The organism is Kitasatospora sp. NPDC058444, from assembly GCF_042721415.1.
Taxonomy (GTDB): Bacteria; Actinomycetota; Actinomycetes; order Streptomycetales; family Streptomycetaceae; genus Kitasatospora.
This window is the reverse complement of the sequence record NZ_JBHXLL010000045.1, coordinates 50,041-71,367: the sequence shown is the minus strand read 5'-3', so window position 1 is coordinate 71,367 and position 21,327 is coordinate 50,041. Positions and strand designations below refer to the sequence as shown.

Sequence of the window (21,327 nt, the reverse complement as noted above, 5' to 3'; positions counted from 1 at the left end):
TGGGGCCGCCCCACTGGCCGGCGGTCAGCCACATGCCGTTGCGGGCGAAGACGTCGCGTTCGTGGGCGTAGTAGATGGCGGGGAGTTCGATGTTCTCGCGTTCGATGTACTGCCAGACGTCGAGTTCGGTCCAGTTGGACAGGGGGAAGACGCGGACGTGTTCGCCGACGGCGTGGCGGCCGTTGTAGAGGGACCAGAGTTCGGGGCGTTGGCGGCGGGGGTCCCAGGCGCCGAACTCGTCGCGCAGGGAGAAGACGCGTTCCTTGGCGCGGGCCTTCTCCTCGTCGCGGCGGCCGCCGCCGAAGACGGCGTCGAAGCGGTGGTTGTCGATCGCGTCGAGCAGGGGGACGGTCTGGAGCGGGTTGCGGGTGCCGTCCGGGCGTTCGCGCAGGCGGCCGTCGTCGATGAAGTCCTGGACGTGGGCAATGTGCAGGCGCAGGTTGTGCCGGGCGGCGACGCGGTCGCGGTAGGCGATCACCTCGGGGAAGTTGTGCCCGGTGTCGACGTGCAGCAGGGAGAACGGGATCGCGGCGGGCGCGAAGGCCTTGAGGGCCAGGTGCAGCATGACGATGGAGTCCTTGCCGCCGGAGAACAGAATCACCGGGCGTTCGAACTCCCCCGCGACCTCGCGGAAGACGTGCACCGACTCGGCCTCCAACGCGTCCAGGTGGGACAGCGCGAACGCGGTGCCGGCGGTACGGACCGGGCTCTCGGTCACGGTGGTCATGCCAGGCCCCTCTCGGCGAGCAGCGCGTGCACGGCGGACGCGGACTCGGGCGCGCTCTGGTGCTGGGACTCGACCCGCAGGTCCGGTGTCCGGGGCGCCTCGTACGGGTCGTCCACGCCGGTCAGGCCGCTGAGTTCACCCGCCGCCTGCCGGGCGTACAGGCCCTTCACGTCGCGGGCCGAGCAGACCTCCACCGGGGCCGCGACATGGACCTCCAGGTAGGCGGTGCCCTTGGTGCGGTGGCGTTCGCGCACGGCCGCGCGGCTGTCCGCGTAGGGCGCGATCACCGGGACGAGCACCAGCACGCCGTGCGCGGCCAGCAGTTCGGCGACGAAGCCGATCCGCTGGACGTTGGTGTCGCGGTCCTCGCGGGAGAAGCCGAGGCCGGCCGAGAGGAAGCCGCGGATCTCGTCGCCGTCGAGCACCTCGACCCGGCGGCCCGCCGCCCGGAGGCGGCCGGCCAGCTCGTGCGCGATGGTGGTCTTGCCGGCGCTCGGCAGGCCGGTGAGCCAGACGGTGGCCCCCTGCCGGGCGCCGTCCACAATGCCGGTGGTCATCGCTCAGCCCACCGGGAGCGCGGTGGCCAGCGAATTCGCCGCCTGGAGGCTCAGGTTGAGGCTGGCCGCGGCCGGGTCGTCGGACCAGGGCTGGATCCGGGCGCTCGCGGTGAGCCGGTTGAGCGCCGCGACGGGCGTGCTGCGCGGGGCCAGCCGGCCCGCCCGCCAGGCCTCGCGGAAGGCGATCGCGGCCCCCTTGCTGTTGCGGTGCGCCACCCGCAGGGCGGGCACGAAGTGCACCCGGCCGCCGGTCTCGCCCAGCCGTTCGACGAGCCCGTTGTCGCTGGCCGTGACGACGTCGGGGAAGCCCCCGGCGGCCCGGAACAGGTCGGTCCAGACCGCGGAGTTGCCGCCGGCGAAGAAGGTCACCTCGCTGGCCGCGGCGTGCTGCGCGTAGCGCACCTCGTAGCGGTACTGCCGGGCCCGGGCCACCACTCCGCTGTCGAAGGGCAGCACCCGGCCGGTGATCGCCGCCCGCTCCGCGGTCAGCTCGGCGTCGAGGACCTGGAACCAGTCCGGCAGCGGCCGGGCGTCGTCGTCCAGGAAGGCCAGGACGTCTCCGGTCGCCTGCTCGGCGGCCAGGTTGCGGCTGGCCGCGGCGCCGAGCCGGCGCGGGTTGCGGATCAGCCGGACGGCGAAGGGCTGCTCCGCCTCGTCGGCGCGCAGCGGCCGGTCGGAGGCGTCGTCGACGAGGATCACCTCGTGGACGATCCCCGTGTCGCAGCCGGCGACGGCGGTCAGCAGGTGCCGGATGTCGGACGGCCGGTTGCGCGTGGCGACGACGACCGAGACCCGCTTGTGCGGTGTTGCGTTGCTGCTCATGTCCGAGCTCCCCCTGTGGTTCCTCGTGCGGTGGTTCCTGGTGCGGTGTTCCTGGTGCGTTCAGGCCGTACGGGCGGCGGCGAACGGGTCCAGCACCTCGTCGACCTCGGCGAGCAGGTCGCCGAGGGTGGCCGGGTCGTCCTCGGCGGCGGCGGGCTCGGTGGAGATCCGGATGAGCCCGGCGGCCTGCCGGGCCAGCCGTTCGGCGGTGGCGGCGTCGGCCGCGCGCACCAGCACGTGGCCGCAGCGGTCCTCCGACCAGCGCAGCTCGTGCACGGTGTCGCCGGCGTCCACCTGGACGTCCACCTGGGTGACGCCCTCGGCGGCCTCGGCCGCCTCGATCCCGGTCACCGCGGTGACGACGCCGGGCTCGGCGACCAGGAAGCGGATCGCCGCGGCGCCCTCGGCCGGGTGCTCCCCGGGCAGCGGGTCGGCCTCGGCCGCGAGGCGGTAGGTGGCCTCCTCCAGGTCGATCCCGTGCACCAGCCGGACGAGGTCGTTGATGCGGTCCCCGCCGCGGCGGCTGTGCGCCTCCACGACCCGGGGGCCGTCGGCGGTGAGGATCAGCTCGGTGTGGGCGGGGCCGTCGACCAGGCCGACGGCGTCGAGCACGGCGGTCACCAGGCTCCGGACGGCGGCCGTCTCCTCCTCGGTGATCGCGGCGGGCACGACGTGGCCGAGCTCCACCACCCCGCCCCCGGTGTCCTTGCCGGTGACGGCCACGACCCGGTGGCGGCCGCCGGCCGAGAACGTCTCCACGCTCAACTCCTCGCCGAGGAGCAGCTGTTCGACCATGAACTCGTCGAGGCCGAACTCCTCGCGCCAGGCCCAGGCCGGGTCCACCTCGTCCACCGACCGGATCTTGCGGACGCCGAGGCTGCCCGAGCCCATGGTCGGCTTGAGCACCGCCGCGCCGTGCGTCCTGACGAACGCGCGCAGCTCCTCCCGGCCCGGGTTGGTCAGCGTCGGGACGGGGCCGATGCCCTCCGCGTTGAGCAGCGCCCGCAGGGCGGGCTTGTCGTGCAGGAGGCGGGTGGTGCGGGCGCCGTTGCCGGGCAGCCCCAGGGTGTCGGTGAGGTGGCCGGCCACCGCCTGGGCGGCCTCGGTCTGGGTGAACACCCGGGCGACGGGCTGCCGTTCGTGCAGGGCGCGGACGACGGCGGTGACGGTCGGCACGTCCTGGTAGTCCAGCAGCAGCAGTTGGGCGCAGTGCGGCACCACCGCCGGGTCGAAGGCCGACGGCTTCTGGACGTGCACCACCGCGAAGCCGAGGGCGGCGGCCTTGCGGACGATGCCGGCCTTGCCGCCGAGGACGAGGATGCGGGTTGCGGACACGGGGGTGGTCACCTCTGGGCGGTCGGTACGGGGGCGGCGGCGGCCGGGGCCGCGGCGGACTCCTGCAGGGCCTGCCACACGGCGGCGGTGTCCTGCGGCAGCTCGGCGCCGGCGGGCGCGGCCGGGGTGCGCGGGTTGAGGCCGGTCAGGTACCGGTGCAGGTCGAGCCCGGTGAACTCGGAGAGCCGGTCGCCCTCCTCGCCCCGGCACAGGGCCTGGTAGTCGATCACCAGTCGGCGCTCCGCGGGCACCTGCGGCTGGAAGGCGAGCCAACGGGCGTTCCACGACGTCCACTTGGCGACCGCCGCGGCCTGGCTCTCCGGCTTCCAGGGCCGGTCGCCGGTCCACCGCAGCATGGAGCGGGCGGCCTCCTGCGGGTGGCGCACCAACATGACGTACCGGGCGTCGGGCAGCACCTCCCCGAGCCAGGGCAGGTGCAGCAGGTACTCGTTGTACTTGTCGCCCCAGTGCGGCAGGCCCTCGTTGCTCTCCAGCAGGATGCGCCGGGCCAGCGCGACCGGGTCGGCCCCGGCCTCTCCCTCGGCGACGTCACGGGCCGCCGTCCGCAGGCTCCGCTCGACCCGGGCGCGCCAGGCGGCGACGCCGGCGCCGTCCGGCGGGCGGCGGTCGAGGGCGTGCAGGATCTCGTCCGTCCGCAGGTGGCGGTCGGCCAGGTCGTCCCGGCCGAGCCAGCGGTGGAGCAGGTACGGCAGCTTGCCGTTGACCGTGAAGTGGCCTCCGGCGTCGTGGAACGCCAGGTTCATGGCGTAGGCCAGGGCCGTGGTGCCGCAGCGCTGGGCGCCCAGCAGGATCACCGGTGACGTCCTCACTACCGGACCTCTCTCACTGTCGTGTCGTGCGTCTGCTCGATCCCGGCCGCCATCTCCCGCAGCAGCCGCATGCACTCGCTACTGGCCTCGAAACCGCCGGCCGTGAACTCCTCGCCCCAGGGCTCGTCGCGCTGCTCCGGGGTCAGCACCCGCCCGATCCGCCAGTGCGTCTCCAGCGAGAGCCAGCCCTGGTAGCCGTCCTCGGCCAGCGTGGCGAGGATCGCGGGCCACGGCAGGTCGCCGTCGCCGAGGCGCACGTAGGCGTTGCGCCCGTCCGGGTCCTTCACGTGGACGTGCCGGATGCGCTCCCGGCCGGCCTGGTAGTCCTCCGGGAACGGCGCCGGGTCCCAGCCGCTGAAGACGCTGTTGCCCGGGTCCCAGAGGACTCCGAGCCGGTCGTCGCCGAGCGCGTCCAGGAAGTCCAGGGTGTGCCGCATGGTGGGGCTGTTGGTGCGCTGGCCGGTCTCCACGATCAGCGGGACGCGGTCGGACGGCACCCCGTCCAGCACCTCGCGGGCGGCCGCGGCCGCACCGCGCGGGTCCGGGTCCCCCTCCCGGTAGAAGGTGAAGATCCGGACGAACGGCGCGCCCAGCAGCTCGGCCCGCCGGACCGAGTCCACGACCAGCTCCCGCACCTGCGCGATCTCGGTGTCGGTGCGCGGCAGCGCGCACTTGAGCGCGGGCGGGTCGAAGCCGACGACCTCCAGCCCGTGGGCGGCCACGGCGTCCCGTACGGCGCTCAGCTGCGCGTCGTCCATCAGGTGCGGCGGCACCTCCCCGGCGGACCTGATCTCCAGGCCGCCGAAGCCGAGCCTGGCGGTCCGCGCCGCGGCCGCGTGGATGTCCTGGGACAGTTCGTCGTTGATGACGGCGAGTTTCATGAAGCCTCCGCCCCCGCCTCGGGGGCCGTGTCGATCGGGTACCAGCTCCGGAGCAGCGCGATGTCCTCGGCGAGCGAGGCCTCGGCCTTGGATTCCACGGTGACCGCGCGCAGGGCTCCGGCGGCGGTGAGCACCGCCCGGGTGTCGGCGGCGCACGAGGCCGCGAGCGGCCGGTGCCGCGAGGTGTCGGGGGCGCTCCAGTCGAACCCCTTGACCTGCGCGTACGACGTCCAGGGGGCGAGCGTCGCGGCGGCGGCCACCGGATCGGGATGGATCCGGGCCAGGCCCATCGTGTCGAGCAGCACCCGGCTGCCCGCCCGCTCGGCCAGCTCGACCAGCTCCGGCACCGGGGCGTAGCCGTGGTGGGTCTCCACCAGGACCAGCTCCGGGCCGCCCACCAGCTCGGAGAGTTCGCGCACCTGGGCGAGCGTCGTCCCGATCCGGTCGGCGGCCAGGCAGCCGGCCGCCGCGAACACCTTCACCGGCAGGCCCGGTTCCAGGTGCGCCCGCTCGTCCTCGGTCAGGGCGGCGCCGTCGCCGAGGACCGTCCCGACGCCGACGAAGCACACCTCGACGCCCGCCGCCCGCAGCCCGGCCAGCCCCTCCCGCTGCCAGCCGTGGCCCTTGCCCGCCCGGACGTCGACCGCGGTGCCGCCCAGCGAGCGGACGAGCCGCGCCAGCTCCGTGGCGCCGAGTCCGGCCGCCGAGCCCGAGGAGAGGCCGACCATGGTCGTCATGCCGTCACCACCGGCTGCCGGGCGACCGCCGCCAGGATCTCGGTGACCCCGCGGGCCCCGTCCAGGTGGCAGCGGCGCGGCCGTTCGCCGGTCGCCGCGGCCTCGGCCATCTCCCGGTAGACCTCGCGGCGCAGCGCGGCGGTCGGCTCGGTCGGCCAGGTCTGCTCGTCCCCGCCGATCTGGGTGCTCACCGTGCCGTCGGCGATGCACAGGCCGCGGTCGGGGCCCAGCACCTGGAGGCGCTCGGTGCGCAGGGCCGACTCGGCGGTGATCGTGAAGGCGAGGGTGGCCCCGGTGTGGAACTCGACCAGTCCGGTCGCCCGGGTGTCGATGCCCGGGGTCACCTCCCGGGCGGGGGCCAGCCGGACGGCCTCCGGGCGCCCCATCAGCTGGCAGGCCAGGTCCAGGTAGTGCACGCCCAGGTGCGCGGCGATGCCGCCGAACGAGGAGACCGGGTCGCTGCGCCAGCCGGCCCGCCGGTAGTGGGCCGGCGGCCGGAACCGCGACACCTCCAGGACGGCCGTCACCGCCGGGTCCGCCCAGCTGGTGGCGAGGGCGACGTCGGGCAGCCGCATGCGGTGCTGGAGCATCACCCCGATGGGCCGGCCGGCCCGGGCGGCGGCCCGGGTCAGCACGTCGAGCTCCTCGACCGACACCGTCGGCGGCTTCTCCAGCAGCACCGCCTTGCCCGCCGCCAGTGCCTCCAGCGCGAGCTGCGCGCGCCCGCCGGGCGGGACGCACAGCGCCACCAGGCCGATCCGCGGGTCGGCGAGCATGCCCCGCCAGGACTCCGCCCGGTCCAGCGTGCCGGTGTCCGCCGCCGGGTCCTGGTCCAGGACGGCGACGGCGTGGGCCTCGGCCAGTCCGTCCAGGGCCGCGGCGTGCTGACGGCCGGCCACGCCGAAGCCGACGATTCCCACTCCGAGGCTCATCGCGCGTCCCCCGCCGTGGCGAGGGCGCGGTCGGCCGTCCAGCCGAGCTGTTCGACGACCGCCGCGGGCACCGGCACGCCGTGGTCGCGGGCCCGGGCCTCGGCCAGTTCCTCCTGCTGTTCGGGCAGGTGGACGGCGGGCGCGCCGTGCGGGTAGCCGGCGGTGATCGCCGACGACAGCACCCCGAGCAGTTCGTCCACCGGCGGGTTGCCGAAGGCCGCCGGGGACAGCCCCAGGAACAGCTGGGAGCAGTCCATCGACCGCTCCGGCTCGCCGCGCTGCTTGTGCACCAGCGGGCTGACCGTGCCGCCGGCCAGGATGCCGGCCAGCACCTCGGTGATCACGGCCACCCCGAGCCCCTTGTGACCGCCGAAGACCGGTACGGCACCGCCGCGGTCCAGCTCCTCCGGGTCGGTGGTGGGCTTGCCCTGGCGGTCGACCAGCCAGGTCGCCGGGACGGGCTCGCCGCGGTGCGCGGCGTGCCGGATCTTGCCGCTGGCGACGGTGCCGGTGGCGAAGTCCACGACGAGCGGCCGCTGTTCGGCCCGGGGGACGACCATGCACACGGCGTCGTTGCCCAGGGTGGGGCGACCGGCACCGGGGGCGGCCACGCTGGGCCCCGAGATGTTCAGGACCAGGCCGACCACGCCGTGCCGCGTGAAGTGCTCGCGGTAGGCGGCCAGCATGCCGATGTGGTTGTTGCCGCGGATGGCGACCGCGGCCATCCCGTTCTCGGCCGCCCGGCGGGCGCAGTCGGCGGCCGCGAGCTCGGCGGCCACCTGGCCGAAGCCCCCGCGGGCGTCGAGCACGGCGACGGGGCCCTCCTGGGAGATCCACTCGGGCTCGGCGACGGGGTCGATGCCGCCCTTGCCCAGCCGGTCCAGGTACATCGGGAGCAGCCCGACACCGTGCGAGAAGTGGCCCCGCACGTCCGCGTCGACCAGGACCCGGGCCACCAGGGCGGCCCGGTCGGCGCCGACGCCGGCCTCCGTCAGGGACCCGATGGCGGCCTCGGTCAGGGCCGCCGTGCCGAACCGGACGGCCGGCTCGGCGACGGGCGCCGGGCGCGGCGGCCGGTTCGGGTGGACCACCCGGTCGGCCGCCTCGGCGGCCCCGGCCTCGGCGGTGACCAGCAGCACCGCGCTGCCGCGCCGGGCCGCCGTCCGCGCCGCCTCCGCGGCCGGACCGGCGTCGGCGCCCGGCCGCACGCCGGTCGCGTCCACGACCGTCACCGCCGGGATCCGGCCGGCCGGCCCGGGCTGTCCGGGCCGCACCACGGCCACGCCCGCGGGCCGGGCCGGGGCGACCCGGCGCGGCCGGCCGGCGCCGACCGCGATCTCGCCGTACTGGGCGCGGCGCGCCCCGGTGAAGACGTCGACCAGGGCCGCCGACGACGCCGGGTCGTCGGCGAGGACCGCGACGATCTCACCGGCGGCCACGGTCACGCTCAGCCCCGGGATCAGGATGCGCTCGGAGCCTTCGGGCCCCTCGGCCACGATCAGGTCCGCCACGCGCAGTACGGGCTCGCGGCCCACCGCTTCGGTCATTGCGACTCCTCGAACAGGCACGGACGGATGGTCAGGACGCGCTCTTCGGCTCGAGGAACTCCAGCCGGTTGCCGAGCTTGTCGAAGGCGTAGAAGCGGTCGTGGCCGGGGAAGTTGTCGTCCCAGGTGACCTCGTGCTCGCACTCCTCCAGGCGCTCGGCGAGGGCCTTCAGGTCGCGGACGAGGATGCCGGGGTGCGCCTTGCGGGCCGGGCCGAAGTCCTCCTCGACGCCGAGGTGGACCTCCAGGCCGCCGCCGCGGAACCAGCAGCCGCCGCGGGCGGCCAGCACCGGGGGCTTCTCCAGCTCGGCCATCCCCAGGACGTCGCCCCAGAACCGCCGGCACAGGTCCTCGGCGCCGGGCGGGATCGCCAGCTGGACGTGGTGCAGGCCGCCGAAGGCGAACTCGGGGAGCTTCTCGTTGCTCATGGTGTGTCCTCGTCTGTCTCTGGTGGGTTGCCGGACCGTCGGGTCGGTCCGGGTCAGTCGGTCGTGGCGGAGAGCGCCTCGTGCCGCGCGGCCATGCCCTCGCTGCGCACGGTGAAGGAGAGCTTGCGCACGCCGTCCTGGGCCCGCCGCAGCGCCTCGTCCTGGGTCCCGCCGACCGCGCAGACGTGCGCGGCCCGGGCGAAGGAGCCGGTGACGCCCTTGAGCCGCTTGCCCGGCTCGCGCAGGACCTCGACGTCGACCACGCCCTCCACGGCGCGGGCCTCGTCCTTGCCGGCGATCGCGACGATCTCGCCGACGGCGTCCGGGCAGGCGTACCAGATGGCGGCGGCGCGCGGTCCCTCCCGGTCGGCCGCGAGCGCGGCCCGGACGTCGTCCAGCACCGGCAGTCCGACGGCCTGGCGGGCGACCACCTCGATCAGGTCCACCCCGGAGATCCGGGCCCACAGCTCGGGGATCTCGTCCCCGGCCGGGCGCAGGTGGGTCTCGACGATGTTGACCGCGTCGGCGGCCACCAGCACCTCGGTGTGGGTGACGCCGCGCCGCACGCCCAGCGCGCTCAGCATGTCCCGGACGGCGGCGGCGATCCGCTCCTGGTCGGCGGCGGGCAGCGGGGCCGGGACGACGTGCCCGACCTCGACGAAGTGGTCGTGCTCGGAGATCTTGCGGGTGACGCCGACGACCAGGTGCTCGCCGTCCTCGCTGACGCTCTCCACGCTGTACTCGTCGCCGCTGAGGAAGGGCTCCACCAGCAGGTCGGCGGAGTCGAGGTCACCGGCTCCCTCGGCGCCCCAGGCGAGGGCGCGCTCGATGTCGCCGGGGCCGTCGATCCTGGTCACGCCCTTGCTGGCGACGCCGCGCACGGGCTTGCAGATCAGCGGGTAGCCGGCCTTCCCGGCGACCTCGAGGATGCCCTGGGCGTCGTGCACGGTCTCCGCGAGGACGTCGCTGACCCCGGCGTCGGCGAGGGCCCGGCGCATGGCGCACTTGTCCGCGACGGCCCGGACGGTCTCGGGGCTGTGCCAGTCCAGTCCGAGGGCCACCGCGATCGCGGCGGTCTTCTCGGTGTCCTTCTCGGTGAAGTTGGTGAGCCGGTCGACCGGGTCGGCCGCGTGCACGAAGCGGGCGGCGGCGACCCACTCGTCCACCGGGGCGTCCTCCCGCAGCACGATCAGCCGCTCGAGCTTCTCCCGGCTGCGCAGCCGGGGCACGACCTCGGGCCGGCAGATGACGGTGGTGCGCAGGCCGGGCATCGCGGCGCGGGCCCGGTCGGGCAGGTCGCGGCCGCCGCTGACGATCAGCAGGTGCATCGGGTTCGGGGTGTCGGACATGGGTTCCTCCGTCGTACGGGGTGGGTCAGGAGCCGGCGGCCGCGGGCACCGGCGCGGTGTCGTCCGCCGGCTGCTCCGGCTGCGGGCGGGTGCCCACCCAGCTCAGGGCGGCGGCGAGCGGGAAGGTGCCGGCCAGGATCAGCCAGCCGGCGGGGCCGGTCCGGGAGAGCAGCCACAGGACGACGGCCGGTCCGGCGATCTCCGCCATCGAGAAGCCGACGTTGAAGAAGGAGAGGTAGCGGCCCTGGGCGGCCTCCGGCGACATCGCGAAGGAGATCTCCCAGGAGGAGGCCGAGTGCAGCAGTTCGGCGACGGTCAGCAGCAGCAGCGCGGCGACGAGGGCCGCGGCGGCTCCGGCCGGCAGGCCCAGGACGCCGCTGAGGGCGAAGGCGAGGCAGGAGGCCGTCAGCAGCGCCGCGGACCGGTTGGTGGCCCGCCGGGCGCTGGCCATGTCGTCGATGTGCTTGGTCACCCGCACCTGGCAGAGCACCGTGATCACCGTGTTGGTGGTGACCAGCACCGTGATCATCCAGATCGGGGACTTGGTGTGCTCGGCGACCCACAGCGGCAGCACGGTGATCAGGATGGCGTCGTGCAGGAACAGCACGCCGTTCGACGCGGTCGCGGCCACGAACCGCCAGTCGCGGATCGGCGGGACGATCGCGCCCGCGGGCTTGTCGCCGTCGCCGCCCTTGGCGACCGGCCGGACCTTGGGGAGCATGCCGATCAGGGTGAACACGAACAGGAAGCTGATCGCGTTGCCGATGAACAGCCAGCGGAACAGCGTCACCGAGTCGGTGGTCAGCGCGATGCCGGCGATCGAGAAGCCGACGGTGAAGCCGAGGTTGCGCAGCGCCCGGATGAAGCCCATGGTGCGGTTGCGCTCGGCGCCGACGATCAGCTGGCCGACCAGGGCCTGGTTGAGCGGCTGGCCGGCCCGGTCCATGACGAACAGCAGGCAGGCCGTCACCACGAACTGGCCGAAGCCGTGGACGTTCAGGTAGGCGAGGTAGCCGACGAACCGCCAGAGGCAGACGATCATCAGCATGGCGCGCGGGCCGAACCGGTCGGCGAGCCGGCCCATGGGGACGGCGGTCAGCAGGCCGACCACGCCGGCCAGGGCCATGCCGACGCCGAGCTGGGTCTCGGTCAGCCCGGCGAACCTGGTGAAGTAGAGCGCGGAGCCGGCCAGGAACATGCCGGTGCCGACCGAGCCGACCAGCGCGTTCACGGCGATGATCCGGGACTCCCGGGTGGCCGGCATGGCCTTGGTCAGCCGGCTGCCCCAGCCGGTGGGGCCGGTCGGCTCCGTGCTGGAGCCGGTGGTCGAATCGGTCACGGTCGTTCTCCTCGAAGGTCGTCGCGGTCGTCGGGACGGGCCGTCGCTCCCGCGGGCTGCCACTGGGCGCGCCAGTGGCGGACCAGCCCGTCCCACGTCCCGGTCGCTCCGGACGGCAGGTAGGTGCGCCGGATCGCCTGCGGCGCCGAGTGCCACGGCTCGGCGGGCGAGCGCACCGTGCCGAAGGCCAGGACGTCACCGGGCAGGCCGGGTTCGGCCGGGATGCCGCCGTAGGGGTAGGCGAACAGCCGGGCGGGCCCGGGCCCGTAGCGGGCGGCGATGTCCGCCAGGGACGCGCGCACCTCGTCCTGCGCCTGTTCCGGCGGCAGCCGGTCGAGGTGCGGGTGGGTGCGGGTGTGCGCCGCGATCAGGTGGCCGTCGTCGGCCAGCCGGTCGCACTCGTCCCAGGTGAGGTAGTCCTGCCGGGGCTGTTCGCTGCGCTGCCCGAGCAGGCCGGTGCAGACGAAGAAGACGGCGCGCACGCCGAGTTCGCGCAGGATCGGGCGGGCGTGGACGAGGTTGTCCCGGTACCCGTCGTCGAAGGTCACCAGCACCGTCGGCCGGTCGGGCCGGACGTGGCCGGTCGGGGCGAGCAGGTCGTCCGGCCGGTACGGGTCGAAGTCCGCCAGCACCCGTTCCATGCCCTCGGCGAACTCCCGTGGCGTCAGGGCGGTGTAGTGCCGGACGTCCGGGTGGACGTGGTGGAAGTACAGCGCCAGGGGCGTGCCCGGGGCACTGCCGGTGGCCGGCTGGTGCTCCGCGGGGACACCGGGGACGAACGGGGCGTCGGTCGGGTTCACCGGGCACCTCCGGCCGGCTCCGGGCGGGCGCCGTACTCCGCCAGGACCTCGGTCATGGCCCGTTCGATCTCCGCGGCCAGCCCTTCGATCCGGTCCGGACTCCAGTGCCCGGTCGAGTACTTCAGGCTCACCTCCAGTTCGCCGCCGACGATGTCGCCCTCGGCCATCAGCAGGTAGCGCTCGCACTGGCGCGGGGACCGCTGGGCGCCGTGGTCCTCGTCCGCCGGCCGCAGCACGGCACCGGGGGCGCGCTGCTCCAGCCGCAGCAGGTGGCCGCGGAAGTTCAGCCGCACGGCGGGCCGGGGGCGGGCGTCCAGCGCGGCGCGCTCCCCCGGTACGGGCGAGCCGAAGCGCAGCGCGTCGAAGCCGTAGCGCCGCTGCGGGAGTTCGGCCGGCGCGGCCAGCGCGGTGCGCAGCGCGGCCAGGCCGCCGCCGGACCACTCCAGCACCGCCGGGAAGGTGCTCTGCACGTAGCCGACCGTGCGGGACAGGTCCAGGTTCCCGACCGGGACGTCCCGGCTGTGCGCGTAGACGTCCACGCCGTGCACCGGCTCCCCGGTCCAGCGGGCGAGGCCGCCCACCAGGCAGCCGAGGGTGAAGTCGTGCGGGGCGATGCCCTCCTCGGGCAGCGCGTGGGTGACCAGCCGGGTGGCCTCGGGGCCGAGGCGGAACCGGTGGACGCGCAGGCTCGGGAGCAGGCCGGGGCTCTCCGAGTCCGGCGTCAGCGCGGCGAATCCGCCGGTGCCGGCCGTCCAGGCCGCGGCGTCCTGCCGGGCCTCGGGGCTGTCCAGCCAGGAGGCGAGGGCCGCGCCGATCGCGCGGGGGCCGGCCGTGGCCGGCTCCGGGGAGGCGCCGGCCAGCAGCGCCTCCAGGTCGTCGACCAGCAGGCCCATGGAGACGCCGTCCAGCACGAAGTGGTGCACGGTCAGCAGCAGTCGGGCGGTGCCGTCGCCGGCGTCGACGTGCAGCAGCCGGAACACCCGGCCGTCGGCGAGGGACATCGAGGTCTGCGCCGAGGCCAGGGCGGACTCCAGTCGTGCGCCGCGCTCGTCCGCGGGCACCTCCCGCAGGTCGACGCGCTCGACCGCGCGCGCGGGGTCCGGCGCCGTGAGCGCGGCGGTGCCGTCCGGGTGCAGCGCGGTGCGCAGGGCCGGGTGGCGGCGCAGCAGTTCGGCGGCGACGGCGGTGAGGCGGTCGGCGTCGATGAGGCGGTCGGCGTCGGGGCTCGGGTCGACGGTGAACAGGGCGTTGAGACAGAAGTGGTCGGGCTCGACCCACCGGCCGTCGTGGAGCCAGCGCCGCTGGGCGGGCAGCGGGTCCAGCGGGCCGGGCGGCTCCTCCTCGGCCGGCGTGAGGGGCGCGCCGCGCTCCCCGGCCCGGTCGACGGCGGCGCGCGCGGTGCGTCCGGTCAGCAGGTCCGCGGGCTGCAGGGCGAGCCCGCGCGAGCGCATCCGCGCGCAGACCCGCATCGCCATCAGCGAGTCGCCGCCGTGGGCGAGGAAGTCGTCGTCCGGTCCGAGCGCGGGGGCCTGGAGCAGGGTGCGCAGCAGCCGGACGGTCTCCTCCAGCGGCGTGCCGGCCGGGCCGGCCGGCTCCTCCGGGGTGCCGGACGGGGTCGTGGTGAGCAGGGCCGTGGCGGACAGGGCCGTGGCGGCCGCGGCCGCGGCCCGGCGGTCGATCTTTCCCGAGGTGGTCAGCGGCAGCCGGTCGAGGACGGCGATCCGGCCGGGCACCAGGTAGCCGGGCACCCGGGCGCGCAGCAGTTCCCGGACGGCCTCGGGGCCGGGGCCGTCCGCGGCCGGGGTGATCGCGGCGGCCAGCAGGTGTCCGCCGGCGCCGTCGTCCAGGGTGAAGGAGACCGCCGAGGTGATGCCCGGCAGGTCGAGCAGGTGCCGGTCCACCTCGTCCAGTTCGACGCGGTGGCCGCGGATCTTGACCTGGTTGTCGATGCGGCCGAGGAAGTCGAGGTTGCCGTCCGGGTCGCGGCGCACCAGGTCGCCGGTGCGGTACATCCGGGCGGCCGGGCCCTCGAAGGGGTCGGGCAGGAAGCGCTCCGCGGTGCGCCGCGGGTCGTGGAGGTAGCCGGCGGCGAGCAGCGGGCCGCCGATCCACAGCTCGCCGGGCTCGCCCGGGGTGACGGGCCGCCGCTGGTCGTCCAGGACGTGCAGGCGCCGGTCGCCGACCGGGCGGCCGATCGGCAGGCCGCCGGTCCCGGTGAGCTCCGCGTCCGGGGGGAGCAGCAGCGCGGTCGCGGTGATCACCGTCTCCGTGGGCCCGTACCCGTTGACCAGCACGGTGTGGCCGAGCGGGGTGCGCCGGTGGGCCCGGGCGTCGGCCGCGGTCGCGCTCTCGCCGCCGATGACGGTCGTCCGCACTGCCGCGAAGCCGGTCCGGTCGGCGCCGTCCAGCTCGGCGCAGAGCATCCGCCAGTACGCCGTGGGGAGTTGGAGGACCGTCACGGCGAGCGTGCGGACGAGGTCCGCGAGCACCGCGGAGTCCGGGACGCCGCCGCCGTGGAAGGCGAGGGTGCCGCCGGCGGCCAGGGTGGGCCAGATCTCCTCCTGGGCGACGTCGAACCCGATGCTCGCGAACTGCAGGACGGTGTCGGCCTCCGTCAGCCCGAGCAGGCCGGTGACCGCGTCGGCGTGGCCGGCCAGGGCCGGGTGCTCGACCAGGACGCCCTTGGGGGTGCCGGTCGATCCGGAGGTGTAGATGACGTAGGCGGGCTCGGCCTGCGCGAGGGGTTCGGCGAGCTCCGGGCGCAGTCCGGTGACGCCCGTGCCGTCGATCAGGGCGACGGCACGGGAGTGCCGGAGCAGGTACTCGCGGCGCTCCTGCGGGGTGGCGGTGTCGACCGGCAGGAACGCGGCGCCGGCGAGCCAGGCCCCGAGCATGGCGACGATCGCCTCGGGGCCGGAGGGCAGCCGGACGGCGACGACGTCCCCGGGGCGCACGCCGTGCGCCCGCAGTTCGTCGGCGCCGTGTTCCGCCCGCTGCCACAGTTCGGCGTAGCTGACGGTGGTGTCCGGGGTGCGCAGCGCGGTGGCGGCCGGGTCGGCGAGGACGCGGGCGCGGATCAGCCCCGGCACCCCGGTGGGCGTGGTGGTCATGGTCGGGGGCCTGTCGGCGGGTCGGTGCACGGTCATGAGGGGGAGGTCCCGGTGGTGGCGGCGGGCCCGCTGGGGTCGAGGAGCAGCCTGGCCCCGGCGAGCAGTTCGTCCCGGTAGGCGCGGTGGCGCTGCACCAGGACGGTGAGGTCCGCGGTCGCCAGGTCGGCCGGCAGGTCCCGGCTGGGGCGCAGCTCGCGGCCGCGGGCCCGGAAGGCGTCGACGTACGGGTCGTGGAAGACGACGTCCGCTCCGGCGCCGAGCAGTTCGGCGGCCAGCGGCTCGGCGGGCGAGTGGCGGATGTCCGCGACGTCGGGCTTGTAGGTGACGCCGAGCAGCAGCACCCGGGCGCCGCGTACGGCGGTTCCGTGGTGCGCCAGCAGGTCCCGGGCGCGGGAGGCGACCCAGACCGGCATCGAGTCGTTGATCCGCTGGGCCTGTTCGGCCATGCGGAAGGGCAGCCCCTCCTGGGCGGCGCGGTGCACGAGGTAGAGCGGGTCGACGGGGATGCAGTGGCCGCCGACCCCGACGCCGGGGCGGAAGGGGGTGAACCCGAAGGGCTTGGTGGCGGCCGCGTCGATGGTGTCCCACACGTCGACGCCGAGCCGGTGGCAGATCTGCGCGAACTCGTTGATCAGGGCGAGGTTGACCTGGCGGTAGGTGTTCTCCAGGATCTTCGCGGCCTCGGCCTCGCGGGGGGAGCGGGTGACGTGGACCTGTTCGGTCAGCTCGCGGTAGAAGCCGGCCGCCCGCGTGCGGCACTCGGCCGTGAGCCCTCCGACGACCTTCGGGGTGTTGTGGAAGCCGAACCGCTGGTTGCCCGGGTCGACGCGCTCCGGGGAGAAGGCCAGGTGGAAGTCCTCGCCGGCCACGAGTCCCGACTCCTCCAGGGTCTCGCGGATCACCCCTTCGGTGGTGCCGGGGTAGGTGGTCGACTCGATGATCACCAGCTGGCCCGGCCGGAGGTGGTCGCGGACCGTGCGGGTCGCGGAGAGCAGCGGCCCGAGGTCGGGCACCCCGTGGGCGTCCACCGGCGTGGGCACGCACACGGCGATCACCGAGCACTCGCGCAGGTACGCCGGGTCGGTGGTCGCGTCCAGCAGGCCGGAGACGGCGGCGAGTTGTTCCTCGGTCACGGTGTCCACCGGCGGGCTGCCGATGTTGACCTGGGCCACCAGGAACTCGTTGAGGTCCAGTCCCCGGGTGCGGTGTCCGGCCTGCGCCGCCGCCACGGCGAGCGGCAGTCCCGCGTAACCGGTGCCGATGACGGCGACCTCGATGGTGCGGGTGCGGTCCAGGACCGCGGTCCGTCCGCGGCCGGGGGCGAACCGCGCCGCGGAGGCCGGTGGCGCGCTGTCGATCAGATCCATCGCTGGCTCCTCAGCTCCTCGAGAAACGGGGGATTGTGCGCGGGCACGAGGACCGTGCGCGCTACCACCAGCCGTTCTCGTCGAGCGGGGTGGTGCCGCCCGTCTGCGCCGTGGTGGGCTGGCCCGTGGTGGCCTCGGCGGCCGTGACGCTCGGGCTCGCGGGCCGGACGGTGGCCGCGGCGGTGGCCGTCGTCACCCCGGCGACGGTGAGGGCGAGGACGGCGGCGGTACACAGGCGGGCACGTGCAGACATGGGTATCCCCCGTACGGTTGGTCAGGAATTCGAGAGCGAGTCGGTTCCCGGCGTTCGATCCGCCGGCCCCTGTCCGATCTCGCACCACCAATCCTGTTGGACGGGCCCACGTGGATCAACGAATCCGAGCGGCAGCAACCCGTCATGACGGGGCTTTGCCACCCACCCGGTTTGTCTCACGATTCGAGACGGACGGGGGTGCGAACGGGGTCGAACCGTGCTGAACCGCCCGTTCCGGAACAGCGAAAGAGGCGGGCCACCGCAGTGACCCGCCTCCGCCGCTCCGCCCGCCGCGTCAGTCCAGCATCCCCAGCTCCGCGATCCGCATGGCGGCCTGGAAGCGCGTCTTCACGCCGAGTCTGTCGAGCAGAGCCGACACGATCCTGCTGAAGGTGCGCGGAGAGATGCCGAGTTGACGCGCTATCGCCTCGTCCTTGACCCCGTCCGCGAGCAGCCTGACCACCACGAGCTCCTGGCCGTCCAGCGCGACGGCCTGCTGCTCCGACGCGTGCTGCACCGGCGCGTGCTGAACGGGCGCGGCGTTGTGCCAGCAGTAGTCGTAGAACGCGTGCAGCGAGGCGACCAGCTCCTTCCCGTGGATCGCGAACGCCCCCTGGCTGCTGTCCTCCGGGTTGATCGGCAGCACGGCGAGCTCGTCGTCGAAGAGGATCATGCGCAGCGGCAGATACTCGGCGACGCGGACCCCCTTCCCCGGCCGGGCCGCGTCCGCCAGGTACGCCGCCATGTACGGGATCGCCGCGGTACGCCGCTGGTACAACCCCTCCACGACGATGCCCCGGCCCTCCATCTCCTGGTCCCGGAGCAGCATGTCGTCGATCAGCTCCTCGGGCGGCGGCCCGCCGGGGTGCATCGCGCGCAGCCGCGAGCGGACCATGCTCCCGGCGTCGTCCAGGAAGGCGTTGACCAGCGCCGGCGTGCCCAGCGTCTCGACCTCCACCGCCTCCCGGCGCTCGTCCCGCAGGTCCGGGAAGCCGTGCACCACGGAGGAGATGGCCGTACGGATCCTGGCGACGTGCTGGAGGTGCGCGGTGACCAGCCGCTCCTCCGCCGAGAACAGCCGGGACAGCGCCGCCTCCGGATCCACGGTGACGAATCCGCACGGCGCCCCCGGCGACGGGGCCAGCAACCCGGTGGCGCTGAGCCGCTCGCACGCCTCCTCCGCCTCCCCGACCGAGGACCCGGCCTCCAGCGCCACCTCGTCCAGCGACCAGCCCGGATTGCGGTAGATCAGCCCGTACAGCTTCCGGTCCGCCTCCGCCACGTCGTCGACACCACGCACTGCTCTCCCCCTGTTTCCTTCCGCCCTGACTCCGGGCCACATCCCGGCACCCGACTCGGAAAACACATCCTGCCCATGACCGCCGACAAAGGGACCGGAGACCCGGCAGGCACATCCCCCCCTCGTCGAACAAGGAACCCCAAGGCCGCCCGAGCATAACGGTCCACACCCGCGAACGGCGGCTCCCGGGGTATCCGGATCGAACCGGAGGCGCCCTCGACCACCGGAATTCGGTAGGAATCAGGCATCACACCGCCGGCCTCGTCGGCAATCCGCCGACGGCGGCGATTCCCCGCAGCCGCAGCACACGCGCCCGCCGGGCCGAACGGGCGCAAGGTGACGGGCCGTCCCTCCGGGGCGCGCACGGCGGGCGGCCGCCGGCGGCGGCCTCGCCCGGAGGCCCCGTTCCGGGCCACATTCGCCCAGCCCGCGGCATTCGCCGTGAAACACGGCCAAGGCCCCGACTCGGACGTGCCACCCGACGCCGGAATGCCCGCCGACCGAAGGTTCCGCGCGAAAGGTCCCGGGCGAATACCCGCGCGGCGATCCGGGGATTAACCGGGCGGAAAGCAGCGTGCTTCCGTGGATATTCCGAGCTATCCGATCCCCAAAAAGCGGCAAAGGCCGGGACCGGAGGCCGGTCGCCGCCGAAACGGCGTCAGGACGCACGCCCGGGGCCCGCGAGCCCGGCGACGGGCCCACGGGGCCCGCGCGGACCCCGGAGGGCCCCGACGGGCGCGCGAAGGACCGCCGGGCGCACGCGGGCCCATCGGGGCCGCCCATGCGCCCTCCAGGGCCTCCTCACGCCCCTCCGGCTGACGGTCGGGCACCTGCGCACCGTCGAGGCGCACCCGCGTGAGCGCCGCCGACACCCGGGGCCGCGCACCCTCCGGCCCCGCGACCGCTTCCGGCGCCGCCGGGCCCCGCGCGGCCACCCCGCGGGCCGGTGTGACCCTCCTCACAGGCGCCGCGTCCCGACCGGCCGGGGCCCGTCCGGACCCGCCCGACCCGACCGGACCCACAAAACGCGAAATCCCCCCGGGAGTTGCCTCCCGGGGGGATTTCGTCGACCGGCCTGAGCCGATCCGTTGGGTGGAGCTGAGGGGATTCGAACCCCTGACCCCCTCGATGCGAACGAGGTGCGCTACCGGACTGCGCCACAGCCCCAACGAGAAGAAACTCTAGCACCTTTCGGAGGGGGTCTGTGACCACCCCCCGGATCACGGTGCTGGTCGGGGGGTGGCCCGGGGCCGCTCGGCTACTCGTTGGCCGCGCGCGGGCGCGACTCGGGGGCGTGCGGCTCGGCGTACTGGTCGAAGAGCGGGGTCTTGCGGGACTCGGCGGGCCGCCCGGCGGTCCAGGTGCCGGGGGCCGACAGGTCGAGGCCGCGGGAGACCCGGGGGGCGACCGGGGCGGTCACGTAGGTGGGCAGCGGGACGGGCACCGGCTCCCAGGAGTCCGGGCCGGCCGCTCCCCGCTCGCGCATGCCGTCGACCCACTCCTCGTGCTCGGTCGCCTCGGCCACCGCGGAGGCGGAGGGCACCGAGACGGTGACCTGCTCCGGGTCGGCCGCCAGCCGCAGGTGCGGCCGGCGCGTGACCCGCTCCTCGGCGGCGGACGCGGCCGGGGCGGGCTCCGCGGCGGCGGGGGCCTCGGCCGGGGCGCCGCCGGGCTCCGGGGCCGCTGCCCGCTGCTGCTCGCGCTTGCGCAGCCGCTCGGCCGCCTGGGCGGCCCGGACCCGGTCCAGTTTCACCTCGTACCGCTGGCGCTCCAGCTTGCGCAGGTGGCCGATGTACCCGGTGAGGAGGACCGCCGGAACCGCGGGGACCCACAGGAAGGCCAGTCCGGCCACCGCGGCGACCACCGCGCCGAGCGCGAAGGAGAGGAAGAGGACGGTGACCATGCGGCGCCGGCGGGCCAGCAGCCGCGCCCGGCGTTCGGTTCCGGCCCCCGGTTCGGGGGCCGGCCGTTCGGCCGGGCGCCGCACCGGGGGTTCGGGCTCCCGCGCGGGGTCGCCGGAGGCGGTCTCGTCCCGTTCGGGAGGACCGTCGTCGTTCTGTTCGCCGTCACGCGGTTCGTCGCCCAGGGCCCGGGCTGCCCGCCGCTCCAGCGCCGATCGCCCGGCCAGCAGGCGGATGGCGGTGCTGAAGCGTTCCGTCGGGCGCGCCTCGTTGAGTTCGTCCTGCCTGCGGAGCCACATCGGCACCAGATAGGCGGCCCAGGCCCCTACGATGACGGCGTAGATAAGGCCGCTACTGCTCACGATTCACACCGTACGGGCGCCGGGGAAGGCCTGGCAGCAATTTGGCACGGCGTGTCGTGTGATCAAGCTGATTCTCCGACTATTTTGCCGCTATTTGTGGGGGTCCGGTGCCCCGTCGATGCCATATCGATATTTTATTCGAACATGTATTCAATTACTGGCCCCGCGCCCGGAACTGAGCGCCCGCCAGCGCTCCAGCATCCCCTCCGGGACCTCCTCGGCGGTCAGCGCGTAGACGAGGTGGTCGCGCCAGTCGCCGTCGATGTGGAGATAGCGCGGACGGATTCCCTCCGAGCGGAAGCCGAGCTTTTCCACCACGCGCCGGCTCGGGCCGTTCTCCGGGCGGATGCAGACCTCGATCCGGTGCAGTCCGAGGGTGCGGAAGCAGTGGTTCACCGAGAGCGCCACGGCGGTCGGGATGATGCCGCGCCCGGCCACCGCCTCGTCCACCCAGTAGCCGATGTTCGCCGAGCACATCGAGCCCCAGGTGATCCCGCCGACGGTCAACTGGCCGACCAGCCGGCCCTTGTGGAGCACGACGAAGGGCAGCATCCGGCCGGCCGAGGCCTCGCCGCGCAGGAAGCGGACCATCTGCCGGTACGTCGGCCGGGAGCCGGCCGCCTGGCCCGCCGGGCCGGGCGGCACGGTGGCCTCCCAGCGGCGCAGCCAGTCCCGGTTGCGGCGGCTCACCTCCTGCCACTCGCGCTGGTCGCGCGCCCGGATGGGGCGCAGCACGACGTCCCCCTCGTGG

General features: G+C 74.8%; 19 protein-coding genes and 1 tRNA gene. All 20 read right to left on the bottom strand.

Translation table 11 applies throughout. From position 1 onward, the window contains the following. On the bottom strand, positions 1-727 hold a 727-nt coding region (cysD, locus tag ACFWP2_RS32785; protein ID WP_380458278.1), incomplete at its 3' end, for a sulfate adenylyltransferase subunit CysD. Continuing rightward, on the bottom strand, positions 724-1,284 hold the full coding sequence (cysC, locus tag ACFWP2_RS32780; RefSeq protein WP_380458276.1) for an adenylyl-sulfate kinase: 561 nt from the start codon (positions 1,282-1,284) through the stop codon (positions 724-726). The genes cysD and cysC, both read right to left, overlap by 4 nt. Positions 1,285-1,287: 3 nt before the next feature. Then, the gene (locus ACFWP2_RS32775; protein WP_380458274.1) at positions 1,288-2,106 is read right to left on the bottom strand and encodes a glycosyltransferase; all 819 of its coding nucleotides are present in this window, start codon (positions 2,104-2,106) and stop codon (positions 1,288-1,290) included. A gap of 60 nt (positions 2,107-2,166) precedes the next feature. Beyond that, positions 2,167-3,441 (bottom strand): ATP-grasp domain-containing protein, encoded by a 1,275-nt coding sequence (locus tag ACFWP2_RS32770; RefSeq protein WP_380458272.1) that lies wholly within the window; start codon positions 3,439-3,441, stop codon positions 2,167-2,169. Between the two features lie 8 nt (positions 3,442-3,449). After that, a complete protein-coding gene (locus tag ACFWP2_RS32765; RefSeq protein WP_380458270.1) occupies positions 3,450-4,271 on the bottom strand; it encodes a sulfotransferase family protein in 822 nt (273 codons plus the stop codon). Further along, a complete protein-coding gene (locus ACFWP2_RS32760; protein ID WP_380458268.1) occupies positions 4,271-5,152 on the bottom strand; it encodes a sugar phosphate isomerase/epimerase family protein in 882 nt (293 codons plus the stop codon). Before ACFWP2_RS32760 ends, ACFWP2_RS32765 begins: the two co-directional genes overlap by 1 nt. After that, positions 5,149-5,889 (bottom strand): hypothetical protein, encoded by a 741-nt coding sequence (locus ACFWP2_RS32755; RefSeq protein ID WP_380458266.1) that lies wholly within the window; start codon positions 5,887-5,889, stop codon positions 5,149-5,151. The genes ACFWP2_RS32760 and ACFWP2_RS32755 overlap by 4 nt, the downstream gene beginning before the upstream one ends. After that, complete coding sequence (locus ACFWP2_RS32750; RefSeq protein WP_380458264.1) at positions 5,886-6,821, bottom strand: Gfo/Idh/MocA family protein; 936 nt, start codon at positions 6,819-6,821, stop codon at positions 5,886-5,888. Before ACFWP2_RS32750 ends, ACFWP2_RS32755 begins: the two co-directional genes overlap by 4 nt. Beyond that, a complete protein-coding gene (locus tag ACFWP2_RS32745) occupies positions 6,818-8,368 on the bottom strand; it encodes an Ldh family oxidoreductase (RefSeq protein WP_380458262.1) in 1,551 nt (516 codons plus the stop codon). The genes ACFWP2_RS32750 and ACFWP2_RS32745 overlap by 4 nt, the downstream gene beginning before the upstream one ends. Positions 8,369-8,399: 31 nt before the next feature. Continuing rightward, entirely contained in the window at positions 8,400-8,795 is a 396-nt protein-coding gene (locus ACFWP2_RS32740; protein ID WP_380458260.1) for a glyoxalase, read from the bottom strand. 53 nt (positions 8,796-8,848) lie between these two features. After that, positions 8,849-10,144: an ATP-grasp domain-containing protein gene (locus ACFWP2_RS32735; protein WP_380458258.1), complete on the bottom strand. Its 1,296-nt coding sequence runs from the start codon at positions 10,142-10,144 to the stop codon at positions 8,849-8,851. Between the two features lie 25 nt (positions 10,145-10,169). Then, entirely contained in the window at positions 10,170-11,483 is a 1,314-nt protein-coding gene (locus ACFWP2_RS32730) for an MFS transporter (protein WP_380458256.1), read from the bottom strand. Then, positions 11,480-12,283, bottom strand: a complete 804-nt coding sequence (locus ACFWP2_RS32725) for a polysaccharide deacetylase family protein (protein WP_380458254.1) — start codon at positions 12,281-12,283, stop codon at positions 11,480-11,482. The genes ACFWP2_RS32730 and ACFWP2_RS32725 overlap by 4 nt, the downstream gene beginning before the upstream one ends. Then, positions 12,280-15,393, bottom strand: coding sequence for an amino acid adenylation domain-containing protein (locus ACFWP2_RS32720; RefSeq protein ID WP_380458252.1), 3,114 nt, complete (start codon positions 15,391-15,393; stop codon positions 12,280-12,282). The genes ACFWP2_RS32725 and ACFWP2_RS32720 overlap by 4 nt, the downstream gene beginning before the upstream one ends. A gap of 32 nt (positions 15,394-15,425) precedes the next feature. Next, positions 15,426-16,760 (bottom strand): nucleotide sugar dehydrogenase, encoded by a 1,335-nt coding sequence (locus ACFWP2_RS32715; protein WP_380458250.1) that lies wholly within the window; start codon positions 16,758-16,760, stop codon positions 15,426-15,428. A gap of 61 nt (positions 16,761-16,821) precedes the next feature. Next, on the bottom strand, positions 16,822-17,013 hold the full coding sequence (locus tag ACFWP2_RS32710) for a hypothetical protein (protein ID WP_380458248.1): 192 nt from the start codon (positions 17,011-17,013) through the stop codon (positions 16,822-16,824). 295 nt (positions 17,014-17,308) lie between these two features. After that, the gene (locus tag ACFWP2_RS32705) at positions 17,309-18,313 is read right to left on the bottom strand and encodes a helix-turn-helix domain-containing protein (protein WP_380458246.1); all 1,005 of its coding nucleotides are present in this window, start codon (positions 18,311-18,313) and stop codon (positions 17,309-17,311) included. Positions 18,314-19,406: 1,093 nt separating this feature from the next. Next, positions 19,407-19,480: transfer RNA gene (locus tag ACFWP2_RS32700), tRNA-Ala, on the bottom strand. Between the two features lie 91 nt (positions 19,481-19,571). Next, entirely contained in the window at positions 19,572-20,576 is a 1,005-nt protein-coding gene (locus tag ACFWP2_RS32695; RefSeq protein WP_380458244.1) for a hypothetical protein, read from the bottom strand. A 150-nt stretch (positions 20,577-20,726) separates the two neighbouring features. After that, positions 20,727-21,311 (bottom strand): GNAT family N-acetyltransferase, encoded by a 585-nt coding sequence (locus ACFWP2_RS32690; protein WP_380458242.1) that lies wholly within the window; start codon positions 21,309-21,311, stop codon positions 20,727-20,729. Positions 21,312-21,327: the final 16 nt, after the last annotated feature.

Excerpts from the sequence above, each read along its gene's own strand:
- cysC (WP_380458276.1), bottom strand. The coding sequence starts at position 1,284 with ATGACCACCGGCATTGTGGACGGCGCCCGGCAGGGGGCCACCGTCTGG.
- ACFWP2_RS32775 (WP_380458274.1), bottom strand. The coding sequence starts at position 2,106 with ATGAGCAGCAACGCAACACCGCACAAGCGGGTCTCGGTCGTCGTCGCC.
- ACFWP2_RS32760 (WP_380458268.1), bottom strand. The coding sequence starts at position 5,152 with ATGAAACTCGCCGTCATCAACGACGAACTGTCCCAGGACATCCACGCG.
- ACFWP2_RS32755 (WP_380458266.1), bottom strand. The coding sequence starts at position 5,889 with ATGACGACCATGGTCGGCCTCTCCTCGGGCTCGGCGGCCGGACTCGGC.
- ACFWP2_RS32750 (WP_380458264.1), bottom strand. The coding sequence starts at position 6,821 with ATGAGCCTCGGAGTGGGAATCGTCGGCTTCGGCGTGGCCGGCCGTCAG.
- ACFWP2_RS32745 (WP_380458262.1), bottom strand. The coding sequence starts at position 8,368 with ATGACCGAAGCGGTGGGCCGCGAGCCCGTACTGCGCGTGGCGGACCTG.
- ACFWP2_RS32740 (WP_380458260.1), bottom strand. The coding sequence starts at position 8,795 with ATGAGCAACGAGAAGCTCCCCGAGTTCGCCTTCGGCGGCCTGCACCAC.
- ACFWP2_RS32735 (WP_380458258.1), bottom strand. The coding sequence starts at position 10,144 with ATGTCCGACACCCCGAACCCGATGCACCTGCTGATCGTCAGCGGCGGC.
- ACFWP2_RS32720 (WP_380458252.1), bottom strand. The coding sequence starts at position 15,393 with ATGACCACCACGCCCACCGGGGTGCCGGGGCTGATCCGCGCCCGCGTC.
- ACFWP2_RS32715 (WP_380458250.1), bottom strand. The coding sequence starts at position 16,760 with ATGGATCTGATCGACAGCGCGCCACCGGCCTCCGCGGCGCGGTTCGCC.
- ACFWP2_RS32710 (WP_380458248.1), bottom strand. The coding sequence starts at position 17,013 with ATGTCTGCACGTGCCCGCCTGTGTACCGCCGCCGTCCTCGCCCTCACC.